The sequence below is a fragment of the Nonomuraea sp. C10 genome (assembly GCF_008017515.1).
GTDB classification, from domain to species: Bacteria; Actinomycetota; Actinomycetes; order Streptosporangiales; family Streptosporangiaceae; genus Nonomuraea; species Nonomuraea ferruginea.
This window is the reverse complement of sequence record NZ_VPFF01000001.1, coordinates 3,692,583-3,717,864: the sequence shown is the minus strand read 5'-3', so window position 1 is coordinate 3,717,864 and position 25,282 is coordinate 3,692,583. Positions and strand designations below refer to the sequence as shown.

The following is a 25,282-nucleotide window of genomic DNA, read 5'->3' as shown; positions in this document are numbered from 1 at the left end:
GGCATGTCGCGGCTGGCGATGGCGGACGAGCTGCTGATCCTGGCCCTGTGCGCGTCCGCCGACGGATGGGTCATCGGTCGCGACGGCAAGGTCAGGCTGCCGCCGCACCTCGACCTCGGGCTGGCGGCGGCCGAGCTCGCCGGGCACGGCCCGCAGCCGGGCCTGCCGCAGCGGATCGTCAGCGTCGCGGCGGGCCGCCCCCACCTGCGGCGCATCGCGGCGCTGCGCGAGCAGGGCAGGGTCGTCGTCTGCGAGCGGCCGGCGCGCGGGCTCTTCCACGACCGGACGGTGACGCGGCTGTCGGCGCCCGAGTACGGAGCCGAGTACGCGATCGTCGACCGGCTGCTCACCGCCCTGCGCGGCCTGCCCGCGCACCACGACACGGTGGCCCTGCTGGCCATCATGCGCGCCTGCGACCTGCACCGCCGGTGGTTCCGCGACCTGCCCAGGCGGGAGCGGGCACGCAAGATCGACGGGCTGACCAGGGACCACTGGCTGCGGGTGGCCGTCGAGTCGGCGATCGTCGCCGAGTTCGCCTGGTCCGCCGCCGCCAACGGCACGCTCTAGCGGCTCTCCCTGATCAGCCGAGGCTAAGCTGGGCGCCATGGAACTGCCGCCGGTGGTGGCGCGGATGTGGGGGCGCGAGCCGGTGCCGCGCCGCGGCCCGAAGCCGCGGCTCGACCTGGCGCGCATCGTGGCCGCCTGCATCGAGATCGCCGACGCCGAAGGGCTGGGCGGCGTCTCCATGGCGACCGTCGCCTCGCGCGTCGGCGTGGCCACCATGGCGCTCTACCGCTACGTCGGCAGCAAGGCCGAGCTGCTGACGATCATGGCCGACAGCGCCGCGCCCGACCCTCCCGAGCGTGACGGCCTGCCCTGGCGCGACTACCTCGGCCTGTGGGCCCGTGCCAACCGGGACTTCCTGCTGGCCCGGCCCTGGCTGCTCTCCGTCGACCGGTCCGTCCCGCCCGCCGGCCCGCGCGCCATGCTCTGGCTGGACCGGGCGCTGGCCGCGCTCGGCGACGCCGGGCTGGACGCGGGGGAGCGGGTCCGCGCCGCCACCACGCTCTCCGGGTACGCGGCCTCCGACGCCATGCTCACGTACGCGATGCGCGCCCCCGCCCCGGACGGCTACGACGGCCTTTCCGGAGCCGCCGACTACGGCCAGATGCTGGACGCGCTGCTCGACCCCGCGGTCTACCCGGCGCTGTCGGCGGCCGTGCGGGAGGGCGCGTTCCGCGGGGCGGAGGGCTGGACGGACGACGCCGACTTCACCTTCGGCCTGGACCTGCTGCTCGACGGCGTCGAGGCGCTCGTCGCCCGCCGCGCCCGCTGACCTGTCAGTGTCCCGGCCAGCCCGCCCGCGGGGCCGGGGCGTCGACGGCCAGCACCTGGCCGGTGCGCGGGCCGCCGAACGGGTCGGACGGGTTCCACTCGGCGGCCACGACATACAGCGTCCGCCCGTCCGGGCCGCCCAGCATGCACGCGAACGGGCCCCGGTCCAGCTCGACCCGCTCCAGCACCTCGCCGCCCTCGCGCACCCGCACCACCTCGTTGCCCCCGGTCGAGGTCCACACCGCGCCTTCCGCGTCCATGCAGATCCCGTCGGGGCCCAGCCCGGCGGCCCAGGTCCGGCGGTTCGACAGGCTCCCGTCGGACGCGACGTCGAACGCCGTGAGCGTGCCGGTGAACGACTCGGCGATGATCAGCGTACGGCCGTCCGGTGAGACGACCATGCCGTTGGGGAACGCGATGTCGCCGGCCACCTGCCGGGCCCGCCCGTCGGGGGTGATCAGCGCGATGTAGCCGGGCACGAAGTCCGGTCGCTCGTGCAGCGGCGTGTCCATGCCGTCGGCCATGGCCTTCTCCAGGAAGGCGAGGAAGTCGAAGTCGGCGCCGTTGACGTAGACGTTGCCGCGGCCGTCGACCACGATCTCGTTGAAGCCGGAGGGCAGGCCGCTGAGGTCGGCGTGCGGGACCAGCGAGCCGTCGGCCTCCCGGCGCAGCAGCCGGCCCCGGTCGGTGTGCTTGGGCACGATCAGCATCCGGCCGTCGGGCAGCCAGTCGATCGAGTGGGCGCCGACCCCGGGCTCGGAGAACACGACCTCGGCCCGGCCGTCCGGGCTCAGGGCGATCACCTCGTCGTCCCCCCAGTTGCAGAACCAGAGCCGGCCGTCGTGCCAGCGCGGCGACTCGCCGATGCCCAGGCCGTCCATCAGGATGCGCGGTGCCGTCATGTCTCGTCCCTCTCGTGGTCGTGGGTCTCACCCCTATACGAACGGCTCCCGCCCGGATCGACACACGCGCCGATGACGTCCAGGAGAATCGCGAAATCGGCGTCCCGCACCTCCCGCGCGTGGTGGCCGAACCGGCCGGCGGCCTCACTCGCGGCGTACCCGAGCACGGCGGTGCTGATCAGCCGCTCGGCGCGGGCGGCCCGCTCGTCGTCGAGCCCGGCTTCGCGCAGCGCCGCCAGCACGCCGTCGCGCACCCGCCGCGCCTGGTCCGTCTCGGCGGGCCGCCGCAGCAGCAACGGGAACACCGCCGGATGGCGGCCCGCCGAGGCCCTGACCGCGGTGGCCGTCAGAGCCAGCCGCTCCCGCCACGGCAGGCCGGGGTCCGGCGGCGGGAACTCGGTCAGCAGCGCCTCCACCAGCCCGTCGAGCAGGTCGTCCTTGCTTCGGACGTGCCGGTAGAGGGCCATCGCGGTGACGCCGAGCCGGGCGGCGACGGCCTGCATGGTCACCGCGTCGAGGCCGTGCTCGTCGGCGACCTCCAGCGCGGCGGCCAGGACGGCGGGACGACTGATCTGCGCGGGTCTGCCCATGGCATAAGTATATGACGTACGCTTACCTCATACACAAACGGAGGCGGCCATGCGGATCCTGCTGTCGGACGGGTCGGGCGTCACCTCGCGGCAGTGCGCCACCGTGCTGTCGCGGGCGGGGCACCACGTCGAGGCGCTCTCGCCCGATCCGCGCTGCCTGTGCGCGTTCACCCGGCACGTCCGCCGCGTGCACCGGGTGCCCTCCTACGGCGCCGACCCGTACGGCTGGCTGGAGGCCGCCACCGGCGTCTACCGGCGGGGCGGGTTCGACGTGCTGCTGCCGACGCAGGAACAGGTCGCGGTGCTGTCGCGGGAAGGCGGAGCCGGCACCGCCACCGCCGTGCCGCCCTTCGCGGCGCTCGCCGCGGTGCAGGACAAGGTGTCCGCACATGCCACGCTGGCCCGGTTCGGGCTGCCGCAGCCGGCGTCCGCCGTCGTACGCGACCTATCCGGGTGGGACGGCTATCCCGCGTACGTGAAGCGGCCGATCGGCACCGCCGGCAGCGGCGTGCGGCGGCTCGCCGGGCCGGGGGAGCCGCTCGGCCCCTCGTGGGACGGCGAGCCGGAGCTGCTGGTGCAGCGGGAGGTCCAAGGGCCGCTGGCCATGGTGCAGTCGGTGTTCGCCACCGGGGCGCTCGTGGCCTTCCACGCCTGCCTGCGGGTGCGGGAGGGCGCCAGGGGCGGCGCCGGGCACAAGCGCGGGGTGGCGCTGCCGGAGGTGCGCGAGCACCTGCGGGCTCTGGGCGAGGGGCTCGGCTGGCACGGCGCGCTGTCGGCGGACGTGGTGCTGGGCGCGGACGGGCCGGCGTTCATCGACGTCAACCCGCGACTGGTCGAGCCGGTCAACGCCCTGCTGTCGGGAGTCGACCTGATCACGCCCCTGCTCGACCTGGCGCTGGGGCGGGCGGCCCGGCCGCAGCCCGCCGCGGTGCCGGGCGTGCGGACGCACCAGCTGCTGCTCGCCGTCCTGGGCGCGGCCTCGCGCGGCCGCGCCGCGGTGCTGGCCGAGCTGACGGGCGCCGTGCTCCGCCGCGGTCCCTACGAGGGAGGCACGGAGGAGCTCACGCCGGGCTTCGACCCGCGGGCCATGGCCCTGGTGGCCGCCGCGGCCGGGGCCACGCTGGTGCGCCCGGCCGCCTGGCGGTGGTTCGCCTCGGGCAGCGTGACCGCGTACGCCCTCGAACCTGAGGGCTGGCGGCTCATCACGGGCGCGGCTCCGTGAACCGCAGCCGCATGGCCGGGTCGTGGGTGCGTACGAAGCCCAGCGAGGCGTAGAGCGGCTCGCCCTCCGCGGAGCTGCGCAGGTCGACCGTGGCGATGCCGCGCTCGCGATACCACTCGACCAGGGCGGTCACGCAGGCCCGCGAGTAGCCGCGCCGCCGGTGCTCCGGGTGGGTGGCGACGTTGAAGATGTAGCCGACCAGGCCCTCGAGGGCGCCCGGCCCGCCGAGCCGCTCCTCGACCGTGCCGGTCGCGCACGCGGCCAGCCCGCCGCCCGGCGCGTCCACCACGAAGGCGAGCATCCGCGGGTCCGGCTCGTCCAGCCGCGCCCGCAGTCTCCGCTCGGCCGCCTCGCGCCACCCGTCGTCCGCCGGCTCGCGGCCGGTCATGCTCGCCAGCATCACCGCTCGCAGCCGTACCAGCTCCGCGGCGTCCGCCGCCGTCGCCTTGCGCGCTCTGACCATCCCCCCGACGTTAGCGAGGCCGCTCGCCGGCGGGCAACGGGCTTTACCCGGCCAGGGCGCGGCGCAGGGCGGCGCCGAGTTCGGCGATCTGCCGCTGTGACACCTCGGCCGACAGGATGGCCTGCGAGCCGTGGAAGGTGCCGGACCACTGGTGCAGCTCGACCGACACGCCGGCCTGGAGCAGGCGCAGCGCGTACTCGATGTCCTCGTCGCGGTTCGGGTCGAGCTCCGCCGTGGCGATGTAGGCCGGCGGCAGGCCGGACAGGTCGGTGGCCCGCGCCGGTGCGGCGTACGGCGTGGCGGGCGCGGAGCCCAGGTAGTGTCCCCAGGCCGCGGTGACCTTGGCGCGGTTCATCCAGGGCGTGTCGGTGAAGTTCCGCGCCGACCACGTCTGCTGCCGGTCGTCGAGGCCGGGCTGGTTGAGCAGCTGGAAGCGGATCGGCGGCCCCTGCTGGTCACGCGAGCGCAGCGCCATCGCCGCCGCGAGCCCCGCCCCGGCGCTGTGACCGCCGACCGCGATCCGGGCCGGGTCGAGGCCCAGCTCGGCGGCATGCTCGGACGCCCAGGCCAGCACGGCGTAGCCGTCGTCCAGGGCCGCGGGGAAGGGGTTCTCGGGGGCCAGGCGATAGCCCACCGAGATCACCGTCGTGCCGGAGACGTCCGCGAGCCTGGCCGCCCACGGGTGCTCGGTGTCCACGTCACCCATGACGAAGCCGCCGCCGTGCAGCCAGATGATCGCGCCCTGCGCCCCGTGCGGGCGGTAGAGCCGTACGGGCACGCCGGGGTCGGCGGGCACCGTGTGGTCCTCGACGTCCATGTTCGAGGTGTCGGGCGCCGGGACCGAGGTGGCGAGTTCGGCGAAGCTCTTGCGCTCGACGACCGGGTCGGTCAGGTCGGCGCGGGGGAACAGCGGGATGAACGCTTCGAGTTCGGGATCCATGCCAGCCATACTCGCGTCCTCGCCGCCGGGGATCAGCCGCCAACCGTCGGGCATCGTGACCGGATCGTGCGCCGATCGGCGCGGCCCGCCCGGGTCAGGGCTGTCCGGCGGCGCGGCGCGCCAGGTAGCCGGCGATGTGGTCACGGGCCGCCGTCCGGGCGCGCGCGGCGTGCGCGTCGGCGTCGCGGGGCAGGCGGCCGCCCTTCGTTAGCAGGGTCGCGTAGCCGTGCGCCGCCGACAGGTGCACGTACACGAAGTCCAGCAGCTCGGCCCACGGGGTGTCGGCGGGCAGCACGTCCGCGGCCAGCCGGGTCAGCGTGTCGGTGAGCCGGCGGCTCTGCTCGTGGACGGTCTGGCAGTGCTCGGCGGCGAAGTCGTGGGTATAGACGAGTTCGACGCCGGCGCGATGGTCCAGCGCGTAGCGGGTATAGGCGCTTGCGGTGGCGGCGAGCCGGTCGGCCGGGTCGGGCCCGGCACGCTCGGCCGCCTCGGCGAGCAGGTCGGTGATCTCGCCGATGACGGCGGCCGCGCAGGCGGCGAGCAGCGCCTCCCGGTCGGGGAAGTGGCGGTAGGGCGCGGCCGACGACACGCCCGCCCGCACCGCGACCTTGGCCACGGAGAAGCCCGCGACCCCGGTCTCGGCCAGGAGCGCGATGCCTTCGCGGACCAGGCCGGCGCGCAGGTCGCCGTGATGGTAGCGGCGGCGCGGCGTCGTGGGACTGCTCACGGTGGACGATCCCCCCTTTCCGGATGTTAGAGTACTCTCACATTCTGATGTTAGAGTGCTCTTACATTCACCCACGGGAAGGTGAGCATCATGCGGCAGCGGAGCCTCGGACGGCAGGGCCTGACGGTCTCGGCGATCGGCTACGGAGCGATGGGCGTCTCCTTCGCCTACGGCCCCTCGGACAAGAAGGAGGGCGAGGCCACCATCCGCCGCGCCCACGAGCTGGGCGTGACGTTCTTCGACACCGCCGAGCTCTACGGCCAGGGCGAGAACGAGCGGATCGTCGGCGCCGCGCTCGCGCCGGTGCGCGACGAGGTGATCATCGCGACCAAGTTCGGCTTCGACTTCACCGGTACGAGACAGGGCGGCGTCGACAGCAGGCCCGAGCACATCCGCGAGGTCGTCGACAACAGCCTGCGCTACCTCGGCGTCGACGTCATCGACGTGCTCTACCAGCACCGCGTCGACCCCAGCGTGCCGATCGAGGACGTGGCGGGCACCGTCAAGGAGTTCGTCGACGCCGGCAAGGTCCGCTACTTCGGGCTGAGCGAGGCCGGGGCCGGCACCATCCGCCGGGCGCACGCCGTCCAGCCCGTCTCGGTCCTGCAGACGGAATACTCCCTGTTCGAGCGGGAGGTGGAGGCGCTCTTCCCGGTCCTGCGCGAGCTCGGCATCGGGTTCGTCGCCTACTCGCCGCTCGGCCGCGGCTTCCTCACCGGCCAGGCCAAGCCCGGCGCCGAGTACGAAGAGAGCGACATGCGCAGCTGGGACGCCCGCTTCCAGCCGGGCAACTACGAGAAGAACCTGGAGGCCACCCGCCTGCTCGGTGAGCTCGCCGCGGGCAAGGGGGCCACCGTGGCCCAGCTCGCCCTGGCCTGGCTCCTCGCCCAGGGCGACGACATCGTGCCCATCCCCGGCACCCGCAGCCCCGAGCGGCTGGCGGAGAACGTCGCCGCCGCCGACCTCGTCCTCGACGACGCCGACCTTACGCGGATCGCCGAGATCCTGCCGACCGGCGGCTACGGCGCCCGCTACCCGCAGGGCATGCTCCCCGTCTGGGACTGACCTCGGGTCACCGGCGGGTGCGCGGCACCACCAGGCCCGACTCGTACGCGGCCACCACGGCCTGCGTACGGTCGCGCAGCCCGAGCTTGGCCAGCACCCGGCTGACGTGCGTCTTCACCGTCTCCTCGGTGACCGTGAGCCGGGCGGCGATCTCCGGGTTCGACAGGCCCTCGGCGAGCAGGCGCAGCACCTGAGTCTCGCGCGGGGTGAGCGCGGCGATCGGCACCGCCTCCATCTCCGGCCGCAGCCGGGCGAACTCGCTGATCAGCCGCCTGGTCACGGCCGGGGCCAGCAGCGCGTCCCCGGCGGCGACCACCCGCACCGCGTCGAACAGCCGCTCGGCGGTGACGTCCTTGAGCAGGAACCCGCTGGCCCCGGCCCGCAACGCGTCGTAGACGTACTCGTCCAGGTCGAACGTCGTCAGGATGAGCACCCTCGGGCCCGAGCCGGCCAGCCGCCTGGTGGCCTCGATGCCGTCCATGCGCGGCATGCGCACGTCCATGAGCACCACGTCCGGCCGGACCTCGCCGCACACCCGCACCGCCTCCGCGCCGTCGGCGGCGGTGCCGGCCACCTCGAAGTCCGGCTGCGTGTCGAGCAACTCCCCGAACCCGGTACGCACCACGAGGTGATCGTCGGCCACCACGATCCGAACCCGCCCGCCACCTTTCCCGGCCGGGGGTGCTGGTCCGGGGGTGTGTTCGCCGCTCACGTCGTACTTTCCGGTCGGCGGCGTTTCACCGGGAACGCGGTCGCCTTCATGCCGTCGCCTCTCGTGGTAGGTGGGCTTCCACCAGGAATCCGCCGCCCTCGGCGGGGCCGGCTCGGAGGTCGCCTCCGGCGGCGGTGGCGCGCTCGCGCATGCCGGCCAGGCCGAAACCGCCGTCCGGGTCGGTGGGGAGCGTGCCGCCGTTGTCGCGGATGAGAAGAAGGAGACCGTCGCCGTCGTAGCGCAGTTCCACGTCGACCGCGGCGCCGGGGGCGTGACGGCGGGCGTTGGTGAGGGCCTCCTGCACGATGCGGTACGCGGCCAGCTCGACGCCCGGGTCCAGCGGGACCGGCGTGCCGCCGAGTATGAGCCTCGTGGCGGACCCGGAAGCGTCCCTTGACTCGTCGACCAGCTCGATCAGCTCCTCCAGCGTCAGCCCCGGCTGCGGGCGGCGCTCTACCTCGGTGTCCTCGCGCAGCACGCCGAGCAGCCGCCGCATCTCGGTCAGCGCGGCACGGGCCGTGTCGCCGATGGCGGACAGCCGTTCGGCGCCGGCGGCGGGCATCCCGGGGACGGCCAGCCTTGCCGACTCCGCTTGCACGGCGACCATGGAGACATGGTGGGCCACCACGTCGTGCAGCTCACGGGCGATGCGGGCGCGCTCGCCGCGGGCCGTGTGCTCCAGCAGGGTCCCGGCGATCTCCTGACGCGCCGCGCTCCCGGCCGCGGCGTCCGCGTGCGCCCGCCGCGCCGTCCCCGCCAGCGCCGCCGCAGGAGCAAGCGACCCCAGCACCAACACCAACCCCGCCGCCCCTCCAGCGGAGTCCGATCCTCGCCTGAAGTCCGCCGCTCCCGCGGAGTCCGCCGCTCCCGCGGAGTCCGCCGCTCCCGTGGAGTGCGGCCCTCCCGTGGAGTGCGGCGCTTCCGTGGAGTGCGGCCCTCCCGTGGAGTGCGGCGCTTCCGTGGAGTGCGGCCCTCCCGTGGAGTGCGGCGCTTCCGTGGAGTGCGGCGCTTCCGTGGAGTGGGGCGCTTCCGTGGAGGTCGGCCCGATTGACGGCGCGGGCCTTTCGTGTGGTGTCAGTTCTGTGGTGGATGTGGGCTCTCCTGATGGTGAAAGCCCTGGGGTCGGGGGTTGCGACGGTGCTGGGGTCGAGATCTGTGCCGGGACTCGTACGTCGGTCGCGGTCAGGGCAGGGAACAGGGCCAGCAGGGGAAAGGGGGCCGCGAGCAGTACGGCGAGCCGCCAGGAGCCGTGCCGCCCGAGCCGGTACCCGCAGGCGAGCTGGGCCGCCGCCCCCGCGACGGTCAGGGTCTGGAACGCCGTCAGGGACAGCAGCACCGACACGGTCACCACCGCGGCGGCCACGGCCGGTTGCCCGGGCAACAGCGCCGGCGGGACCGTGGTCGCCAGCCCCACCAGGAAGAGCATCGCCAGGGTGAGCGGCCGGGCTCCCTCCGCCCGCAGGGCGATCTCGCCGACCGCCAGCACCGCCGCCGACACCCCCGCCACCACGGGCGCGTGCCCCATGACCCATCGCCCGTACGTTCCTCCACCCACGACGGCCATTCTCTCGGTTCACCAGAAAGCTGACATCCCTCGTACGAGGGACGAAGAGGGCGTACGGCGGGACAGAACCTTCAGCCCGCACGGAGGAGAAGGGTGGGTGCGAGCCGGGGAATCCCCGCATGAGAGATCCACGACCGTCCGCCTCGCGGGGAAGTGAACGCGGGCGCGGCTCCCTCCGGTGCCCGAAAACGTCGAGGCGCCGGAATCCCTCGTGTGGGGAACGTCGGTGACCGGAGGTGCCGGAGTGTGGGGAACGTCGGCGCCCGGAAACGCCGGAGTCCCCCGTATGAGGGAGGCCGGGTCGCTGGAGGCAGGGAGGGAGAGGATCGCTCGGCGGCGTGACGACCCGGGGTGCCGCCGCTGCCTAGGCTGCGCGGCATGGAAGCGACGATCGAGGTAACCGGGCTGCGCAAGCGGTTCGGACGGACCGTGGCGCTGGACGGGATGACGTTCAGGGTGCCGCCGGGCCGGGTCACCGGGTTCGTGGGGCCGAACGGCGCGGGCAAGTCCACCACGATGCGGGTGATCCTCGGCCTGGACGCCCCCGACGAGGGCCGGGCGCTGGTCGGGGGCGTGCCGTACCGGAGTCTGGAGGAGCCGCTCACCCGCGTGGGCGCGCTGCTGGACGCGGGCGCGCTGCAGCCGAGCCGTACGGGCCGCGACCACCTGCTGTGGCTGGCCCACTCCCAGGGGCTCGGGGCGGCGCGGGTGGACGAGGTGATCGGCCTGGTGGGGCTGGGCGGGACGGCGCGCAGGCGGGCGGGCGGCTACTCGCTGGGCATGCGGCAGCGGCTCGGGATCGCCGCCGCGCTGCTCGGCGACCCGCCGGTGCTCATGCTGGACGAGCCGTTCAACGGCCTCGACCCGGACGGCATCGTGTGGATCCGCGGCCTGCTGCGGTCGCTGGCCGCCGAGGGCCGGGCGGTGCTGGTGTCCAGCCATCTGATGAGCGAGCTGGAGGGCACCGCCGGTCAGCTCGTCGTGGCCGGGCGGGGCCGGGTGGTGGCCGACATGGGCGTGGCCGAGCTGATCGAGGCGGCCTCCCACGACCGGGTGACCATCCGCACCACGGCCCGCTCCCGCGCGATGGAGACCCTGGCGGGGGCGGGCGCCACGGTCGCCGTCACGGGCGGCGACACCGTCACCGCGTCGGGGCCGTCCGCCGAGCGGGTGGTGGAGCTGCTGACCGGAGGCGGGGTGCCGTTCTCGGAGGTGACGGCCCACCGGGCCACGCTGGAGGAGGCGTACATGGAGCTGACCAGGGACGCCGTCGAGTTCCGCGCGGACGGGGCGGCCCGATGAGCCCGGCGGCCGGGTTCGCGCGGACGCTGCGCGCGGAGTGGACGAAGTTCCGCACGGTCCGCGGCTGGGTGCTCGGCACGGTGATCGCGGCGCTGCTCGTCCCGCTGCTCGCAGCGGTCTCCGCGGCGGGCAGCCACGCCTCGTGTGACAGGAACGGGGTCGAGACCGCCTGTCCCGAGCCGCCGCTGGGCCCTGACGGCCGCGCTGTGCGTGACAAGTTCTTCTTCGTGCACCGGACGCTGGACGGCGACGGCTCCATAACCGTGCGGCTGACGTCGATGTCCGGCATCATCACCTACCCGCCGCCGGACCACGACGAGATCGTGCCGGGGCTGGTGCCGTGGGCGAAGGCCGGAGTGATCGTCAAGGCGAGCATGGAGCCGGGCTCGTCCTACGCGGCGGTCATGGCCACCGGCGAGCACGGCGTGCGGATGCAGCACGACTACACCGGGGACGTGGCGGGCCGGCCCGGCGGGGCGCCGCGCTGGCTGCGGCTGACCCGCGCGGGAGAAACCCTCACCGGGTACGAATCCGCCGACGGACGGCAGTGGGCCGAGGTCGACACCGTCCGCCTGCCGGATCTGCCCGCCGAGGTGGAGATCGGCATGTTCGCCGCCTCGCCGGGTGACCTGACCGTGAAGCAGGCCGATCTGGGCGGGCTGATCGAGCAGATGCGGTTCACCGAGACCACCGCCGTGTTCGACCGGGTGAAGGTCGAGGGCGCGGCGCCCGGGGCGTGGCGGCACACCGACGTGAGCCCCACGCCCGGCACGAACCCCGGAGAGGTCCACCACCCGGGCAGCGCCGTGGAGTCGGGCGGCACGTTCACCTTGGTCGGGAACGGCGACATCGCGCCGGTCGGCACCGACGGCGGCATGGCGGTGGAGCTGACGCTGACCGGGGTGCTGTTCGCGCTGGTGGTGGTGGTCGTCGTGGCGGTGCTGTTCGTGACGGCCGAGTACCGGCGCGGGCTCGTCCGCGTCACCCTGGCGGCCTCGCCGCGCCGGGGCCGGGTGCTCGCGGCCAAGGCCCTGGTGATCGGCGGGGTCGTGTTCGCCGCCGGGCTGGTCGCCTGCGCTGTCGCGATCCCGGTCGGCAAGTGGCTGCTGCGGGGCAACGGCAACCACGTGCTGCCGGTGCCCGCGCTCACCGAGGTGCGGGTGATCGCGGGAGTGGCCGCGCTGCTGGCCGTGTCCGCCGTGCTGGCGCTGGCGCTCGGGACGCTGTTCAGGCGCAGCGCGGCGGCGGTCGTCACCGCGCTGGCGATGATCCTGCTGCCGCACGTGCTGGCCACCGCCTCCGTGCTGCCCGTCGAGCTGTCGCTGTGGCTGCTGCGGATCACGCCCGCCGCCGCGTTCGCCGTCCAGCAGAGCATCCCCGAGTATCCGCAGGTGGTCGACTTCTACGTGCCGCAGGGCGGCTACTACCCGCTGCCGCCGTGGGCCGGGCTGGGCGTGCTGTGCTGCTACGCCGCGCTCGCGCTCGGCCTGGCCGTGGTGAGGCTGAACAGGAGGGACGCGTGAACCGGGCGCTGCACGCCGAGTGGACCAAGCTGCGCACCGTGGCGGGGACCGGCCCCCTGCTGCTGCTCGCCGTCGTGCTGACCGTGGCCATGGGCGCCGCCCTGGCCGCCACGCTGACCTGCCCCTGGGGACGGTGCGCGCAGGACTCCGTCAAGCTCACGTTCAGCGGACTCCAGGCGAGCCAGGCATGCGTCGCCCTGCTGGCGGTGCTGGCCGTCGGCGGCGAGTACGGCACCGGCATGATCGGCACCACCCTGACGGCGATACCGCGCCGCGGGCGGGTGCTGGCGGCCAAGGCGGCCGTCGTCGCCGGGCTGACCGCGGTCGCCGGGACCGTCGCCGTCCTCGCGTCGGCGCTGGCCGGGCGGCTCATCCTGCCCGGCCGCGGCTACCCGGCACTGTCGCTCGCCGACGGGCCGACGCTGCGCGCGGCCGCCGGCTCGGTGCTCTACCTCGGGCTGGTCGCGCTGCTCGGCGTGGGGATCGCGATGGCCGTCCGCGATCCGGCGGCGTCGATCGCGGCCGTGCTCGGGCTGCTCTACCTGTTCCCGCTGCTGGCGCACATGGTGTCGGATCCGGGCTGGCACCGGGTCCTGTGGAGCCTGGCGCCGATGAACGCCGGCCTCGCCGTGCAGACCACCGTGAACGTGGCGAGCCTGCCGATCCCGCCCTGGGCGGGTCTCGGCGTGCTCGCGGCCTGGTCGGCGACGGCGCTGCTGGCCGGCGGGCTGCTGCTGCGGGCCCGCGACGCGTCGTGATCCGCATCGTCGACCGGCGCCATCGATTACTCTGTACGGCATACACAGTTTTGAGGAGTGCCGATGGAGATCCGGACGTTCAGGGAAGACGATCGAGCCGAGCTGCGCGAGCTGTTCGCGCGCGCGGGGGAGGGGTCGCCCACCGGCTCGCTGTGGGGGCACGCGGAGTCCGAGCGTGACATCTACCTGGAGCCCTACATGGACCGGGCGCCGGACTCGCTGTTCCTCGCCGCCGACCGGGGCGTCCTCGTCGGCTACCTGACCGGTTGCCTGGACGGCGCGGCGTTCCCCGGCGAGAGCGAGCGGATGACGCGGGCGATCAGAAGGCACCGGCTCTACCTGCGGCGCGGCCCGGCGGCCTTCTTCGCCCACGCCATGCTCGACGCGGCCGGTGCGGCGATCCGCCGTCAGCCGGCCCCCGGCGACTTCGAGGACCCGCGCTGGCCCTCCCACCTGCACATCAACGTCGCCCCTGAAGCTCGCGGCACCGGCGCCGCCCAGCGGCTCATGGAGTCATGGCAGCGGCGGCTCAAGGAGGCGGGATCGCCGGGCTGCCACCTGCAGACGCTGGTGGAGAACACCCGGGCGGTGCGGTTCTTCGAACGGGCCGGTTTCACCGCGCACGGCCCCGCGCCCCTGGTGCCGGGCCTGCGCCACCGGGGCGGGCGCGTCCACCAGCGGACGATGGTGTGGAGCCCGTAACTCAGTCCCAGGCGACCGGCAGGCTCTTCAGCCCGTAGATGTCCGCGGTCTCCGGGCGCAGCCGGACCTCCTCCGGCGGCACGGCCAGGCGCAGCGTGGGGAAGCGGGTGACCAGCGCGGGGAAGGCGACCCGCATCTCGACGCGGGCCAGCTGCTGACCCAGGCACTGGTGGATGCCGTGGCCGAACGCCAGATGCCCGCGGGCCTCCCGCCCCAGGTCCAGCACGTGGGGGTCGGCGAAGCGCTCGGGGTCGCGGTTGGCGGTGTTGTACGACAGGATGACCGTCGTCCCGGCCTCGACGGTCCGGCCGCCCAGCTCGACGTCCTCCAGCGCCGTCCGCGTGAACGTCTTGGCGACGCTCAGATACCGCAGCAGCTCCTCCACGGCCCGGTCGGTGAGCGCGGGGTCGGCGCGGAGCGCGGCCAGCTGCGCCGGGTTGCGCAGCAGCGCGAAGGTGCCCAGCGCCAGCATGTTCGCGGTGGTGTCGAGCCCGGCCGCGAGCAGGATGAGAGCGATGCCCCGCAGCTCCTCGTCGGTCAGGTCGCCGTCGGTGAGGTCGCTGAGCACGTCGTCGGTCGGGTTCGCGCGCTTGGCGGCCACCAGCTCCCCGAGATAGCGCTGGGTCGCCGTGTAGGCGGCGAGCATGTCCTCGTCGCTCGTCTCCCCGCTGAGGAACGAGTCGACCTGCTCCTGGAAGGAGCCCCGGTCCTCGTACGGCACGCCCAGCAGCTCGCAGATGACGATGGTGGGGACGGGCTTGGCGAACGCGGTCACCAGGTCCACCGGCGGCCCGGCCTTCTCCATGGCGTCCAGGTGGTCGGCGGTGATCTGCTCGACGCGCTCGGTGAGCTGCCGCATGCGCCGCACGGTGAACTTGCCCACCAGCGGTTTCCGGTAGCGCCCGTGCTGCGGCTCGTCCATGAGGAGGAACTCGCCGGGCGGCGCGGGAGGGATCTCCATGCCGCTGATGTCGATGGACGGGTGGAGCATGAGCTCCTTGCGCGAGCTGAACCGCGCGTCGGCCAGGACCGACCTGACCAGGTCGTATCCGGTGATCAGCCAGCCGGGCCTGCCCCCGGGGAAGGTGTAGCGGCTGATCGGGCCGTGCTCGCGGGCCTGGATCAGCTCGCCGGGCGGGTCGAAGGGACATCCGGGCCGGCGCGCGGTCGGCATCGTGGCGACGGTGTGTTCCATGGTCAATCCGCCTTGGTGTCGTGGTCGAACGGTCATCGCGTCCAACCTTCGCCTGCCCCTCTGACACCGGGCCGTCGCCGTGCTGACACGGCCGCTGACGCGACTGCTGACACGGCACAGCCTGCCGCCCCGGCGGTCCGGGACGCCGCCGGGGTTCGGCACAATGACCCCTGTGCGAGTTGGACTGCTCGGGCCGTTCGAGGTCCGCAACCCCGACGGGGCCGTGGTAGAGGTCCCCGGGGTCCGGCTGCGCGCGTTGCTCGCCGCGCTCGCCCTCGAACCCGGCCGGATCGTCCCCCGTACGAGACTGGTCGACTGGATCTGGGGGCGGCGACCGCCCGCGGACGCGGTGAACGCCCTGCAGGCGCTGGTGTCCCGGCTGCGCAGGGTGTTACCCGACGGGGTGATCGAGGCGGACTCCGGCGGCTACCGGCTGGCCGTCGCCCCCGATGCCGTGGACGCGTGCCGGTTCGAGCGCCTGACCGGTCAGGCCCGTGCCGCCGAGCCCGCGGCCCGGGCGGAGCTGCTGCGCACGGCCCTGGCGTTGTGGCGCGGCACGGCGATGGCGGACCTCGCGCTGCGGGACAGCGAGCTGTTCGACGCCGCCGTCAGGCGGCTGGACGAGCTCCACGTGGCCGCGCTCGGGGACCGGGTGGACGCGGACATCCGCCTCGGCCGCGGCTCGGAGCTGGTCTCTGAGCTGACCGACCTGGTCGCCGCGTACCCGCTGCGCGAGGGGTTCGTGGCGGCGTTGATGCGGGCGCTCGCCGAGGCGGGGCGCACGCCCGAGGCGCTGACCGTCTACCAGCGGACGCGCGAGCGGCTGGCCGAGGAGCTGGGCGCCGACCCGTCGGCCGAGCTGTCCGCGCTGCACGTCGCGCTGCTCCGCGGCGAGGTGGGCGAGCGGGCGGAGCACCGCAGGACCAACCTGCGCGCCGAGCTGACGAGCTTCGTCGGCAAGGACGAGGACGTCTCCGCGGTCGCCGCCCTGGCCGTCAGGCACCGGCTGGTCACCTTGACCGGGCCGGGCGGCTCGGGCAAGACGAGGCTGGCCGCGGAGACCGCGCGGACGATGCTGGCCGAGCTGCCGGACGGGGCGTGGCTGGTCGAGCTGGCCCCGGTGCGGGCGGGCGGTGAGCTGGCGCAGGCCGCGCTCACCGCGCTCGGCCTGCGCGAACAGGCCCTGCTCGGCGGCGTGCGGGGCGGGGACCGGACGGACCGGCTCATCGCCGCGGTCCGGGAACGCGCGATCCTGCTGATCCTGGACAACTGCGAGCACGTGATCGAGGAGGCCGCGGCCTTCGCCGATCGGCTGCTGGGGGAATGCCGGAGCCTGCGCATCCTGGCCACGAGCAGGGAGCCGCTCGGGATCACCGGGGAGGTGCTGTGGCAGGTCGAGCCGCTCGCGCTGCCCGCCGAGCGGGCGGACCCGGCCGAGATCGGGTCCTCGCCCGCGGTGCGGCTGCTGCGCGACCGCGCGCGCCTGGTGCGCCAGGACATCGGCGCCGACGCGGCCGCCCTGCCGGCCATGGCGCGGATCTGCCGGGCGCTCGACGGGATGCCGCTGGCGATCGAGCTCGCCGCGGCACGGCTGCGCACGATGTCCGTCGATCAGCTGGCACGCGGGCTGGACGATCGGTTCCGGCTGCTGACCAGCGGCAGCCGGACGGCGCTCCCTCGGCACAAGACGCTGCGCGCGGTCGTCGACTGGAGCTGGGACCTGCTGAGTGAGGCCGAGCGACGCGTGCTGCGGCGGCTCTCGGTGTTCTCCGGCGGGGCGAGCCTGGAAGCGGCCGTACGGGTGTGCGGGGACGAGTCGTCCGGCGGGGAGCAGGTGTTCGACGTGCTGACCGCGTTGATCGAGAAGTCGCTGCTGCTCGCCGACGGCGGGGGCGCGATGCGCTACCGGATGCTCGACACCATCAGGGAGTACGCGGCCTACCGGCTCGCCGAAGCCGGGGAGACCGAGCCCGCGCGCCGGGCGCACCTCGCGTACTTCACCGAGCTGGCCGAGACGGCCGATCCGCACCTGCGCCGGGCCGGGCAGCTGGAATGGCTGGCCACGCTCGACGCCGAGCACGACAACATCACCGCGGCCCTGCGCCGGGCGATCGCCGGGGGATGGGCGCAGGAGTCGATGCGGCTGGTCGCGGCCGCGGGCTACTTCTGGTATCTCGGCGGGCACCGAGCCGAGGGCGCCGAGCTGAGCGTCGCGGCGGCCTCGCTGCCCGGCGAGGTGTCCGACGAGGTGCGGGCGATGGCGTACCTCATCGTGACCATGTTCGTGACCGCCGGGATCGGCGGTGACCAGTATCAGGCGCGGGAGTGGATCCAGGAGGCGCACCGGTTGGCCCGGCGCAGCGGGTCCCGCCGCCCGCTGCTCGGCTTCGTCGAGCTGCTGGAGCGGACGCTGCGGGGCCCGGCGGAGTTCATGCCCGCGTTCGAGCCGCTCATCGCCGGCGCCGATCCGTGGGTGCGCGCGCAGGCCAGGCTCACCCGGGGCCGGTTCCGGCTCACGCTCGGCGGCGACGAGACCGACGTGGACCTCGACGCCGAGACCGCGCTCGCCGAGTTCCGCGCGCTGGGCGACCGGATGGGCATCGCGCTGGCGCTGACCTTCCTGGCCGACCGGCTCGCCACCCGCGGCGAGTTCGCCCGCGCCTGCGAGCACCACGAGGAGGTCGTCGGGGCGCTGACCGAGGTGGGCGCCGTCGAGGACGTGGTCGGCGTGCGGGCGCGGCAGGCCCAGCTGTACTGGCTGCTCGGCGACGAGCGGTCCAGCGCGTCCGCCATGGCGGAGGCGCAGCGGTGCGCGGGCGGGATCGTCTGGCCGGACGCGCTCGCCGAGCTGGCGCTGTCGAAGGCGCAGCTGGCGCGCTGGCGCGGCGAGCCGGGCCAGGCGCACGAACACCTGGCCACGGTGCGGGCGGTGATGGGCGAGCCGGGCATGCCCGGCTCGGTCCACGCCATGACCATGCACCTGTACGGCTACCTCACCGAGGACATCGAGGAGGGCCGCGCCTACCGGAGGGAGGCGTTCCACGCGGCCGCGGCCACGGAGCACCCGCACCCGCCGATGATCGCCGAGATGCTGATCGGGATCGCGGACCTCGCGCTGCGCCAGGGGGAGTACGAACAGGCCGTGCGGCTGCTGGCGGCGAGCGACGGTGTACGCGGCACGCCGGACCGTTCGCAGCCGGACGCCGCCAGGATCGCCGCGGCCACGCGGAGCCGCCTCGGCGAGACCGTGTTCGCCGAGGCGTTCCGTGCCGGTCAGCGGCAGGACTGGCGCGAGCTGGCCGGGATCACGCTCGCTTCGTGAACGTCCTGCGCGCCCACAGGTAGCCCACCAGCGTGAGCCCGGCGCACCAGGCGACCGCCGTGATGGCCGGGCCCGCCGACGGCGCGCCGGACAGCAGCCCGCGCAGGGTCTCGATGATCGAGGTGAACGGTTGGTACTCGGCGAACTGCCGCGCACCCGGCCCCATCGTCTCGGCCGGCACGAAGGCGCTGCTCAAGAAGGGAAGGAGCATCAGCGGGACTCCGGCGAGTCCCGCGCCTTCCGGCGTCTTCGCGGCGAGCCCGGACGCGACGGTCAGCCAGCCGATCGCCAGCACCGTCAACGCGACGATGCCGATCGCGCCGAGCCACTGCGGGAGACTCGCCGCCGGCCGGAATCCCAGCAGCACCGCCACCCCGATGATGATCGCGATGGCCACCATGGTCCGCAGCATGATCGCGATCACGTGCGCGTTCAGCACCGCGGCCCTGGACACATCCATGACGCGGAGCCGGTTGATGAATCCGGTCGTCATGTCCGAGTTCACCGCGGTCGCGGTGGGGCCGATGCCGTAGCCGATGGTCATGATGATCAATCCAGGCGTCGCGTAGTCGACGTAGTCGGCCCCGACGTCGAAAGCGCCGCCGAACACGTGGACCATGAGGAACATCACGAACACCGGCACGAACACGGCGTTGAACAGCGTCAGCGGATTGCGCATCGTGTGCCTGAAGTCGCGCCGCACCATGGTGGCGGAGTCCGCCAGGAAAGCCGAGAAGGCGTTCATCGGGCACTGACCTCCTTGTTGCCGTGCCCGGTGAGGGCGAAGAAGACGTCATCCAGATCCGGCGTGTGCACCGACAGTTCGCCGACCTCCACCGCATGCGTGTCGAGCCGTTCGAGCAGCGCCCGGATCGACCGCACCCCGCCGTCGCCGGGCACCCGCAAGGTCAGCTCCTCGTCGTCCCTCGTGGACCCGGGCAGGACCCGCGCCGCGGCGTCGAGTTCGTCCCGGCTGGTGAACCGCAGCCGGACATGACCGCCGGGAACCCGGCGCTTCAGCTCGTCGGCCGTGCCCTCGGCGACCAGCCGGCCCTGGTCGAGCACCGCGATCCGGTCGGCGAGCTCGTCGGCCTCCTGGAGATACTGAGTGGTCAGGAAGATGGTCGTGCCGTCGGCCACGAGTTCCCTGATGATCTGCCACATGGTGCGGCGGCTGCGCGGATCGAGTCCCGTCGTGGGCTCGTCCAGGAAGATGATCCGCGGCTTGCCGACCAGCGTCATGGCCAGGTCCAGCTTGCGGCGCATGCCGCCCGAGTAGGACGCCACCAGCTTGCCCGCCGATCCGGCCAGGTCGAACCGGTCGAGCAACCGGCCGGCGATCCTCCTGCCCTCCGCCCTGGGCAGGTGCAGGAGGTCCGCCGTCATCAGCAGGTTCTCCTCGCCGGTGAGGAGGTCGTCGACCGAGGCGAACTGCCCGGTGACCCCGATGGCCGCGCGCACCGCCTTGGTCTCCGTGGCCACGTCGTGCCCGGCGACGACGGCCTTCCCGGCGTCGGGGGCCAGCAGCGTGGTCAGCACGTGCACCGTCGTGGTCTTCCCGGCGCCGTTGGGCCCCAGCAGGGCGAAGACCGTGCCGGTCCGGACGTCCAAGTCGACGCCGTCGAGCACGACCTTGTCCTTGTACGCCTTGCGCAGCCCGGAGGCGGCGATGGCTGAATCGTTCATGGCGCCCACCATCGCCGGCCGCTCTGACACGGGGCCGTCGCCGGGCTGACGCGGCCGCTGACACGGCCCTGGCTACGAGCTCGGGCGCTCCCCGGCGTCCGCGCCGGCCAGGGGGATGCCGCGCACGGTGAGCACCATGAGGACGACGCAACTGGCGGTCAGCGCGATGTCGGCGACGTTGCCGACGAACAGGCCGCCGTAGTCGATGAAGTCGACGACATGACCCTGAGCGAAGCCCGGCGGGCGGAACAGGCGGTCGAGCAGATGGGAGGTCGCGCCGCCGAGCAGCGCGCCCAGCACGACGGTCCAGGCGGGCGAGCGCAGCCGCCGCCCGGTGTAGAGGATGCCGGCGACGGCGGCGGCCGCCGTCAGGGTGAACACCCACGTCGCCCCCGCCCCTATCGAGAACGCGGCACCGGGGTTGAACAGCAGCCGCAGCTGGATCAGCTCCGGGATCACCGTGACGCGCTCGCCGCCGGAGAGCGCCGAGACCGCCCAGAGCTTGGACGCCTGGTCCACGGCGAGCACCGCCGCCGCGAGCACCAGCATCCATCCGTAGGGCCGCATGCCCCGTCCCGGCTCCCGGGACCCTCGTCCGATCGGCACCTTCGACCTCGCCATCCGATGACCGTTTCGCCCAATCTAGCGGCCACGCGAGGGGGAGACGCCCGATACGGTCCGGGTGACGAGGAGGGCCGGCGGGCGGGGCTTCAGTCGGAGTCGACGCGACCCAGCGGGTCGGCGCTCTCCAGCAACGCCGCGCGCGCCGCCGCCCAGCCGGAATACTCCGGGTCGAGCGCGCTGCGCAGGTAGGCCGTGGTGAGCCGCTGGATCAGGGCGACCCGTTCGGGGTTCTCGTCCGTCGTCTCCGTGACGTCGCGGCCGACGATGCCGCCGAGCCCGTGCTCGGCCCCGAACAGCGTGAGCAGGCTCTTGCCGCCCGGGCTCAAGGTGTACGGGTCGGTGAACCAGTCCGGCCCCCGGACGCTCAGATGGGACTGGTCCCGGTCGCCCGCGACCACGAGGGCCGGTGTGGTCATGTGGCTGAAGTCCGGGTTCATGAAGGGCATGTGCTCGGCGGCGAACGGCGTCAGGTCGGCGCCGCCCCGGCCGGGCGCGGCGAGCAGCACACCCGCCTTGACCCTGGGGTCGGACAGGTCCTGCCCCGGCCCGCCTTCGGGGTCGACGATCCGCGCACCCAGCAGCATGCTCGCCGTCTGGGCGCCCCAGGAGTGCCCGGCCACGGCGACGCGGCTCCGGTCCAGACGCCCGCTCAGGCCGGGGACGGCGGCTTCGACCAGGTCGAGGTGGTCGAGTACGCGCTTCAGGTCCTCGACCCGGAACCGCCAGATCAGCGGTGTACGGGGATCGTCGGGCGGAAGGTTCAGCGTCCTGGAGTCGAGATGGGTGGGCTGGACCACCGCGAAGCCGTGGGCGGCCCAGAAGCCGGCCAGCGGGTCGTACCCGTCCATCGACCAGCCGAAGCCGTGCGAGAAGACGATGATCGGCAGGTCGCGCCCGGCGGCGGGCGCGGACACGCGCACCTGGAGGTCCTCACCCCGGCCGGGGGCCGGCAGCACCACCGGCCGCGCCGAGAGGACCGGGATGGGCGCGCCCTGGGCCGCGTGTGCGGGCGCGATGACTGATCGGCTCATAGGAAGGTCTTCCTCGTTCGTGGGTGAAGTGGCCGGCGTGGTTGGCCGGCGGGCGCCCGCTCTGGCATCATGAAGAAAACGGGACAGCGTCCCGTTTGACGATACGGGACACTGTCCCGTTTAGCAACACCGGAGGGACGGCGCGATGAACGACGGCGAGCGGGGCGCGGGGCGCGCGGCCCGGCCCAAACGGGCGGACGCCCGGCGCAACGAGAAGAACCTGCTCGACGCCGCCGGAGAAGTCTTCGTCACGTCGGGCGTCGACGCGCCGATACGCGACATCGCGGCCAAGGCGGGCGTCGGCACGGCCACGATCTACCGTCACTTCCCGACGCGGGCGGACCTGATCATCGCCGTCTACCGGCACCAGGTCGAAGCCTGCGCCGAGGCCGGTCCGGCCCTGCTGGCGACCAGTGCCACGCCGTACGCCGCCCTGGAGCGCTGGATCAACCTCTTCGTGGACTTCCTGGTCACCAAGCACGGGCTCGCCGCCGTCCTGCAGTCCGACAACGCCGGCTTCGACGCCCTGCACGCCTACTTCCTCGACCGGCTCGTGCCCGTGTGCGCCCGGTTGCTCGAAGCGGCGGCCGCCGCCGGCGAGATCCGCCCCGGCCAGGACGCCCTCGAACTCATGCGGGGCATCGGGAACCTCTGCGTCGGCGCCGGCGATCCCCGCTACGACGCCCGCCGCATGGCCGGGCTCCTCGTCGCGGGGCTGCGCCTCGGCTAGGGCCTCTCCTGGTCAGGAGACGGTCCACTGCTGGGCGGTGTTGCCGTTGCAGGTCCACTGGCGGACCTCCGCGCCCAGCGTGGTCACCCAGTTGTAGTCGTCCAGGCAGAGGCCGCTGTGCCGGTTGCGGATCCGCGCCGTGGCAGGGGTGGGCTCGCCCGAGGGGCCGGGGATCACGGTCGAGGTCGAGACGGGGACGCCGAGGTTGGGCGTGCCGTCGGCGTTCCAGGAGATCTTCTGCACCCGGGTGGTGCGGGTGGTGCCGCAGCCCTGGCTCGACGAGGAGTTGGCGTGGTAGGCGATCCAGGTCTCGGTGCCGTCGGGCGAGGTGAAGAAGGAGTGGTGGCCGGGGCCGTAGACGCCGTTCGCGTCGTTGCGCTGGAAGATCGGGCTGGCGAACTTGGTCCAGGACGCGGCCGACAGCGGGTCACCGCCGCGGTACTCCAGCATGCCGAGCTTGTAGTTGGGGCCGTTGCAGTGGCTGGCCGAGTAGGTCAGGAAGGTGCGGCCGCCCCGCTGCAGCGCGAAGGAGCCCTCGTTGACGGCGCCGTTCTGACGCTCCCAGTCCAGGGTCGGGGCCGAGATCCGCCTGCCGAACGCGCTCGCCGTCCACGGGTTCGACATCGGCGCGATGAACAGCGACTGCAGGCCGTCGGACGCGAACGCCGAGAACGTCATGTAGAGGTTGCCGTCGAGGGGGGCAGGCTGCCCTGCTCCACCGAGTAGTACAGGTACCAGCGGCTGCCGACCATCTCCAGGTGCGGCGCCCACATCGTGTTGCCGCCGGTCCGTACGACGACCTGCTCGGGCGCGCTGCGCAGCCCGGCGATCGTCGCCGAGCGGCGCATGACCACGTCGGAGTTCCACGTCGTGGCGACGTAGTAGTAGAAGCCGTTGTGGAAGACCAGCGTCGGGTCGGCGCTGTTGGGCGTCGGGACGACGGGGTTGGTGAAGGACGGGCCGGGCGCCGCCTGGGCGCGGCCGGTCGTGAACAGGGCTGACAGGACGATCGTGACGACGGCGAGCGTCAGGATCCGGCGCGCCGTGCCCGGCAGGGAAGCCAACACGAGGACTCCTTGGGGGGTGGGGTCGACCGGTTGTGTTAGCGCTAACACAACTGGTTGCTTCGTCGTGCTCACTTGCTGGTGGAGAGACGTGTGCCAAGTGTTAACGCCAACACCCCAACCGTCAAGGGCGCCTCCGCCGCTGGCTGGGAGGTGGGACAACCTTCAGAGTGCCTGAAGCTTCCGCTAAGCTTCAGTAACCCTGAAGGTTGGAGGATCGAACGTGAGGGATCACGTCCTGCTGTCCGTGCACGTCCTGGCGGCCATCGTGTTCGTCGGGGGCTCGGCCGTGGCCGCGAGCCTGTTTCCCCGCTACGCCCCCGTGGCGGGCCCACCGGGCGAGGGCGAGCGCAGCCCGTCCGTGGCCGCCGCGCTGCACCGCATCACCCGCGGCTACAGCCTGTTCGGTCTGGTGGTGCCCGCCGTCGGCATCGTGATGGCGCTCGCGCAGGGCCGGATGGGGGAGCTCTGGATCGTCGCCTCGATGGTGCTGACCGGCGTCGCGGCCGTCCTGCTGGCCACCCAGATCTACCCGCGCCAGCGGGACGCGCTGCGCGACCCGGACGACGGGAGCCGGCTGCGCGCGCTGTCCATGCTCGCCGGCTTCTACAACCTGGTCTGGGCGGCCGTGGTCGTGCTGATGGTCGTCCGGCCGGGAGCGTGACCGGCGATAGCGCCGGTCAAATCCGAATTGTGGTGAGTTGCGGCGTTTGTCAGATTGCATTACGTTGAGGCTTCATTTGCCCAGACCGTGCGTGCCCCACCCCCGGGGAGCGCACGGCCGCCGAATCCGTTCGCGGAGCCGGGGACCCATTCCCCTTGGGGTGAATCGGCGCACCACGCGCCGTAGGGCACTTCCACGCCCGAACCCGTCAGCTAACCCGGTAGGCGGCATGGAAGCTAGGAGCAAGCCCCCAGATGAACGTCACCCACCGGTTCGGCGGAGCGCTGATCGGCCTCGCCGTCGCCGCCGCGGCGCTGACCGCCGGCAGCACCGCCGCCCACGCCGCCCCGCCGGTCGCCACCCCCGTCGACGCCGCGCACGCCCCCGCCGTCCTGGCCACGGCCGCCCACCTGGTCGACGCCACCACCGGCCAGGTCCACTTCAGCAAGGAGGCCGACCTGCGCAGGCCGGTCGCCAGCCTCACCAAGATGATGACCGCGTACGTGGTGCTCCAGCGGGCCGAGCCCACCGACAAGGTCGAGGTCACCACCGCCGACGTCGGCTACGCCGCCAGGGGCGGCGCCGCGGTCGCCCACCTGCGCGCCGGCGACACGCTGACCGTCGAGGACATGCTGCACGCGCTCATGCTGCCCTCCGGCGCCGACGCCGCGCACGCGCTCGCGCGCACGTACGGGCCGGGCGTCGAGGAGTTCGTGGCCGCGATGAACGCCACCGCCCGGCAACTCGGCATGAACGACACGCTGTACGTCAACGCGGACGGCATGCCCTACGGCGGCGGCGGCCACTCCACCGCCCGCGACCAGGTCCGCCTGGCCCAGAAGGTGCTGGAGAACCCGACCCTGGAGAAGGTCACCTCGACCCAGTACCACACCGTCCCCGCGACCTCCGAGCGCCGTTCGTACTCGTGGCGCAACACCAACCGCCTGCTCGGCACCTCCGGCGCGCTCGGCGTCAAGACCGGCTACACCCGCGCCGCCGGTTACACGCTCGCCTTCGCCGCCGATCGGGGCGGCAGCCGGCTCGTCGGCGTCCTCCTCGGCGAGACCAGCTCCAGCCGCCGCTTCCAGACCGCCGAGGCCCTGCTCGGCTGGGCCGGCGCCGCGGCCGCACAGCGATAGCGGTCTCCGTGCGAGCGGCCCG

At 73.6% G+C, this 25,282-nt stretch carries 26 protein-coding genes and 1 riboswitch; of the genes, 12 read left to right on the top strand and 14 right to left on the bottom strand.

What is annotated here, in order from left to right:
- Positions 1-3: 3 nt before the first annotated feature.
- Both FR742_RS17000 and FR742_RS16995 read left to right on the top strand, forming a co-directional pair.
- Positions 4-567: a GPP34 family phosphoprotein gene (locus FR742_RS17000; protein WP_148031844.1), complete on the top strand. Its 564-nt coding sequence runs from the start codon at positions 4-6 to the stop codon at positions 565-567.
- Between the two features lie 37 nt (positions 568-604).
- Positions 605-1,336, top strand: coding sequence for a TetR/AcrR family transcriptional regulator (locus tag FR742_RS16995; protein WP_148031843.1), 732 nt, complete (start codon positions 605-607; stop codon positions 1,334-1,336).
- Between the two features lie 4 nt (positions 1,337-1,340).
- On the opposite strand, the gene FR742_RS16990 is transcribed toward FR742_RS16995, so the two are convergent.
- Positions 1,341-2,237, bottom strand: coding sequence for an SMP-30/gluconolactonase/LRE family protein (locus FR742_RS16990; RefSeq protein WP_148031842.1), 897 nt, complete (start codon positions 2,235-2,237; stop codon positions 1,341-1,343).
- Complete coding sequence (locus tag FR742_RS16985; protein ID WP_148031841.1) at positions 2,234-2,827, bottom strand: TetR/AcrR family transcriptional regulator; 594 nt, start codon at positions 2,825-2,827, stop codon at positions 2,234-2,236. Before FR742_RS16985 ends, FR742_RS16990 begins: the two co-directional genes overlap by 4 nt.
- 49 nt (positions 2,828-2,876) lie before the next feature.
- On the opposite strand from FR742_RS16985, the gene FR742_RS16980 reads away from it, so the two are divergent.
- Positions 2,877-4,049: a hypothetical protein gene (locus tag FR742_RS16980; protein WP_148031840.1), complete on the top strand. Its 1,173-nt coding sequence runs from the start codon at positions 2,877-2,879 to the stop codon at positions 4,047-4,049.
- Here the strand turns inward: FR742_RS16980 and FR742_RS16975 are convergent.
- The 3 genes from FR742_RS16975 to FR742_RS16965 form a co-directional block, all read right to left on the bottom strand.
- Positions 4,030-4,512: a GNAT family N-acetyltransferase gene (locus FR742_RS16975; protein ID WP_148031839.1), complete on the bottom strand. Its 483-nt coding sequence runs from the start codon at positions 4,510-4,512 to the stop codon at positions 4,030-4,032. The two genes, FR742_RS16980 and FR742_RS16975, sit on opposite strands and share 20 nt — an antisense overlap.
- Before the next feature lie 43 nt (positions 4,513-4,555).
- The gene (locus FR742_RS16970) at positions 4,556-5,461 is read right to left on the bottom strand and encodes an alpha/beta hydrolase (protein ID WP_261808579.1); all 906 of its coding nucleotides are present in this window, start codon (positions 5,459-5,461) and stop codon (positions 4,556-4,558) included.
- 85 nt (positions 5,462-5,546) lie between these two features.
- The gene (locus FR742_RS16965) at positions 5,547-6,179 is read right to left on the bottom strand and encodes a TetR/AcrR family transcriptional regulator (protein WP_148031838.1); all 633 of its coding nucleotides are present in this window, start codon (positions 6,177-6,179) and stop codon (positions 5,547-5,549) included.
- 90 nt (positions 6,180-6,269) lie between these two features.
- On the opposite strand from FR742_RS16965, the gene FR742_RS16960 reads away from it, so the two are divergent.
- Positions 6,270-7,244, top strand: a complete 975-nt coding sequence (locus tag FR742_RS16960; protein ID WP_148031837.1) for an aldo/keto reductase — start codon at positions 6,270-6,272, stop codon at positions 7,242-7,244.
- 7 nt (positions 7,245-7,251) lie between these two features.
- On the opposite strand, the gene FR742_RS16955 is transcribed toward FR742_RS16960, so the two are convergent.
- On the bottom strand, positions 7,252-7,890 hold the full coding sequence (locus FR742_RS16955; protein WP_261808578.1) for a response regulator transcription factor: 639 nt from the start codon (positions 7,888-7,890) through the stop codon (positions 7,252-7,254).
- Positions 7,891-8,002: 112 nt separating this feature from the next.
- A complete protein-coding gene (locus tag FR742_RS44605) occupies positions 8,003-9,511 on the bottom strand; it encodes a sensor histidine kinase (RefSeq protein ID WP_222708961.1) in 1,509 nt (502 codons plus the stop codon).
- Between the two features lie 387 nt (positions 9,512-9,898).
- Between FR742_RS44605 and FR742_RS16945 the strand changes: the two genes are divergently transcribed.
- The 4 genes from FR742_RS16945 to FR742_RS16930 all read left to right on the top strand — a co-directional run bounded on the left by FR742_RS16945 (position 9,899) and on the right by FR742_RS16930 (position 13,805).
- Positions 9,899-10,822 carry an ATP-binding cassette domain-containing protein gene (locus FR742_RS16945; RefSeq protein WP_148031835.1) on the top strand — a complete coding sequence of 308 codons (924 nt, stop codon included), beginning with the start codon at positions 9,899-9,901 and terminating at the stop codon, positions 10,820-10,822.
- Positions 10,819-12,345 carry an ABC transporter permease subunit gene (locus FR742_RS16940; protein WP_148031834.1) on the top strand — a complete coding sequence of 509 codons (1,527 nt, stop codon included), beginning with the start codon at positions 10,819-10,821 and terminating at the stop codon, positions 12,343-12,345. The genes FR742_RS16945 and FR742_RS16940 overlap by 4 nt, the downstream gene beginning before the upstream one ends.
- Positions 12,342-13,103 (top strand): ABC transporter permease, encoded by a 762-nt coding sequence (locus FR742_RS16935; protein WP_148031833.1) that lies wholly within the window; start codon positions 12,342-12,344, stop codon positions 13,101-13,103. Before FR742_RS16940 ends, FR742_RS16935 begins: the two co-directional genes overlap by 4 nt.
- Positions 13,104-13,166: 63 nt before the next feature.
- Positions 13,167-13,805 carry a GNAT family N-acetyltransferase gene (locus FR742_RS16930; protein ID WP_148031832.1) on the top strand — a complete coding sequence of 213 codons (639 nt, stop codon included), beginning with the start codon at positions 13,167-13,169 and terminating at the stop codon, positions 13,803-13,805.
- A gap of 1 nt (position 13,806) precedes the next feature.
- Here the strand turns inward: FR742_RS16930 and FR742_RS16925 are convergent, their stop codons facing one another.
- Positions 13,807-15,000, bottom strand: a complete 1,194-nt coding sequence (locus tag FR742_RS16925) for a cytochrome P450 (protein WP_148031831.1) — start codon at positions 14,998-15,000, stop codon at positions 13,807-13,809.
- 163 nt (positions 15,001-15,163) lie between these two features.
- Here FR742_RS16925 and FR742_RS16920 point away from each other — a divergent pair, with 163 nt between their 5' ends.
- Positions 15,164-18,322 carry a BTAD domain-containing putative transcriptional regulator gene (locus FR742_RS16920; protein WP_148031830.1) on the top strand — a complete coding sequence of 1,053 codons (3,159 nt, stop codon included), beginning with the start codon at positions 15,164-15,166 and terminating at the stop codon, positions 18,320-18,322.
- On the opposite strand, the gene FR742_RS16915 is transcribed toward FR742_RS16920, so the two are convergent.
- The 4 genes from FR742_RS16915 to FR742_RS16900 all read right to left on the bottom strand — a co-directional run bounded on the left by FR742_RS16915 (position 18,306) and on the right by FR742_RS16900 (position 21,663).
- Positions 18,306-19,067, bottom strand: coding sequence for an ABC transporter permease (locus FR742_RS16915; RefSeq protein ID WP_148031829.1), 762 nt, complete (start codon positions 19,065-19,067; stop codon positions 18,306-18,308). The two genes, FR742_RS16920 and FR742_RS16915, sit on opposite strands and share 17 nt — an antisense overlap.
- Entirely contained in the window at positions 19,064-20,008 is a 945-nt protein-coding gene (locus FR742_RS16910; protein WP_148031828.1) for an ATP-binding cassette domain-containing protein, read from the bottom strand. The genes FR742_RS16915 and FR742_RS16910 overlap by 4 nt, the downstream gene beginning before the upstream one ends.
- Positions 20,009-20,080: 72 nt before the next feature.
- The gene (locus FR742_RS16905; protein WP_148031827.1) at positions 20,081-20,575 is read right to left on the bottom strand and encodes a signal peptidase II; all 495 of its coding nucleotides are present in this window, start codon (positions 20,573-20,575) and stop codon (positions 20,081-20,083) included.
- Between the two features lie 143 nt (positions 20,576-20,718).
- The gene (locus tag FR742_RS16900; RefSeq protein WP_148031826.1) at positions 20,719-21,663 is read right to left on the bottom strand and encodes a chlorophyllase/cutinase-like alpha/beta fold protein; all 945 of its coding nucleotides are present in this window, start codon (positions 21,661-21,663) and stop codon (positions 20,719-20,721) included.
- A gap of 145 nt (positions 21,664-21,808) precedes the next feature.
- Between FR742_RS16900 and FR742_RS16895 the strand changes: the two genes are divergently transcribed.
- Positions 21,809-22,393: a TetR/AcrR family transcriptional regulator gene (locus tag FR742_RS16895; protein WP_148031825.1), complete on the top strand. Its 585-nt coding sequence runs from the start codon at positions 21,809-21,811 to the stop codon at positions 22,391-22,393.
- A 12-nt stretch (positions 22,394-22,405) separates the two neighbouring features.
- Here the strand turns inward: FR742_RS16895 and FR742_RS16890 are convergent, their stop codons facing one another.
- Both FR742_RS16890 and FR742_RS45225 read right to left on the bottom strand, forming a co-directional pair.
- Positions 22,406-23,071, bottom strand: a complete 666-nt coding sequence (locus FR742_RS16890) for a family 43 glycosylhydrolase (protein WP_222708960.1) — start codon at positions 23,069-23,071, stop codon at positions 22,406-22,408.
- A complete protein-coding gene (locus FR742_RS45225) occupies positions 23,068-23,460 on the bottom strand; it encodes a family 43 glycosylhydrolase (protein WP_222708959.1) in 393 nt (130 codons plus the stop codon). The genes FR742_RS16890 and FR742_RS45225 overlap by 4 nt, the downstream gene beginning before the upstream one ends.
- Before the next feature lie 220 nt (positions 23,461-23,680).
- Here FR742_RS45225 and FR742_RS16885 point away from each other — a divergent pair, with 220 nt between their 5' ends.
- Positions 23,681-24,121, top strand: a complete 441-nt coding sequence (locus FR742_RS16885; protein WP_148031824.1) for a hypothetical protein — start codon at positions 23,681-23,683, stop codon at positions 24,119-24,121.
- Positions 24,122-24,229: 108 nt separating this feature from the next.
- Positions 24,230-24,363, top strand: a riboswitch (cyclic di-AMP (ydaO/yuaA leader).
- Positions 24,364-24,375: 12 nt separating this feature from the next.
- Positions 24,376-25,260 carry a D-alanyl-D-alanine carboxypeptidase family protein gene (locus FR742_RS16880; protein ID WP_148031823.1) on the top strand — a complete coding sequence of 295 codons (885 nt, stop codon included), beginning with the start codon at positions 24,376-24,378 and terminating at the stop codon, positions 25,258-25,260.
- Positions 25,261-25,282 lie beyond the last annotated feature (22 nt).

Coding starts and splice junctions, on each gene's coding strand:
- FR742_RS17000 (WP_148031844.1), top strand. CDS start 4: ATGTCGCGGCTGGCGATGGCGGACGAGCTGCTGATCCTGGCCCTGTGC.
- FR742_RS16995 (WP_148031843.1), top strand. CDS start 605: ATGGAACTGCCGCCGGTGGTGGCGCGGATGTGGGGGCGCGAGCCGGTG.
- FR742_RS16990 (WP_148031842.1), bottom strand. CDS start 2,237: ATGACGGCACCGCGCATCCTGATGGACGGCCTGGGCATCGGCGAGTCG.
- FR742_RS16985 (WP_148031841.1), bottom strand. CDS start 2,827: ATGGGCAGACCCGCGCAGATCAGTCGTCCCGCCGTCCTGGCCGCCGCG.
- FR742_RS16980 (WP_148031840.1), top strand. CDS start 2,877: ATGCGGATCCTGCTGTCGGACGGGTCGGGCGTCACCTCGCGGCAGTGC.
- FR742_RS16975 (WP_148031839.1), bottom strand. CDS start 4,512: ATGGTCAGAGCGCGCAAGGCGACGGCGGCGGACGCCGCGGAGCTGGTA.
- FR742_RS16970 (WP_261808579.1), bottom strand. CDS start 5,461: ATGGCTGGCATGGATCCCGAACTCGAAGCGTTCATCCCGCTGTTCCCC.
- FR742_RS16960 (WP_148031837.1), top strand. CDS start 6,270: ATGCGGCAGCGGAGCCTCGGACGGCAGGGCCTGACGGTCTCGGCGATC.
- FR742_RS16945 (WP_148031835.1), top strand. CDS start 9,899: ATGGAAGCGACGATCGAGGTAACCGGGCTGCGCAAGCGGTTCGGACGG.
- FR742_RS16940 (WP_148031834.1), top strand. CDS start 10,819: ATGAGCCCGGCGGCCGGGTTCGCGCGGACGCTGCGCGCGGAGTGGACG.
- FR742_RS16930 (WP_148031832.1), top strand. CDS start 13,167: ATGGAGATCCGGACGTTCAGGGAAGACGATCGAGCCGAGCTGCGCGAG.
- FR742_RS16925 (WP_148031831.1), bottom strand. CDS start 15,000: ATGGAACACACCGTCGCCACGATGCCGACCGCGCGCCGGCCCGGATGT.
- FR742_RS16920 (WP_148031830.1), top strand. CDS start 15,164: ATGACCCCTGTGCGAGTTGGACTGCTCGGGCCGTTCGAGGTCCGCAAC.
- FR742_RS16915 (WP_148031829.1), bottom strand. CDS start 19,067: ATGAACGCCTTCTCGGCTTTCCTGGCGGACTCCGCCACCATGGTGCGG.
- FR742_RS16910 (WP_148031828.1), bottom strand. CDS start 20,008: ATGAACGATTCAGCCATCGCCGCCTCCGGGCTGCGCAAGGCGTACAAG.
- FR742_RS16905 (WP_148031827.1), bottom strand. CDS start 20,575: ATGCGGCCCTACGGATGGATGCTGGTGCTCGCGGCGGCGGTGCTCGCC.
- FR742_RS16900 (WP_148031826.1), bottom strand. CDS start 21,663: ATGAGCCGATCAGTCATCGCGCCCGCACACGCGGCCCAGGGCGCGCCC.
- FR742_RS16895 (WP_148031825.1), top strand. CDS start 21,809: ATGAACGACGGCGAGCGGGGCGCGGGGCGCGCGGCCCGGCCCAAACGG.
- FR742_RS16890 (WP_222708960.1), bottom strand. CDS start 23,071: ATGACGTTCTCGGCGTTCGCGTCCGACGGCCTGCAGTCGCTGTTCATC.
- FR742_RS16880 (WP_148031823.1), top strand. CDS start 24,376: ATGAACGTCACCCACCGGTTCGGCGGAGCGCTGATCGGCCTCGCCGTC.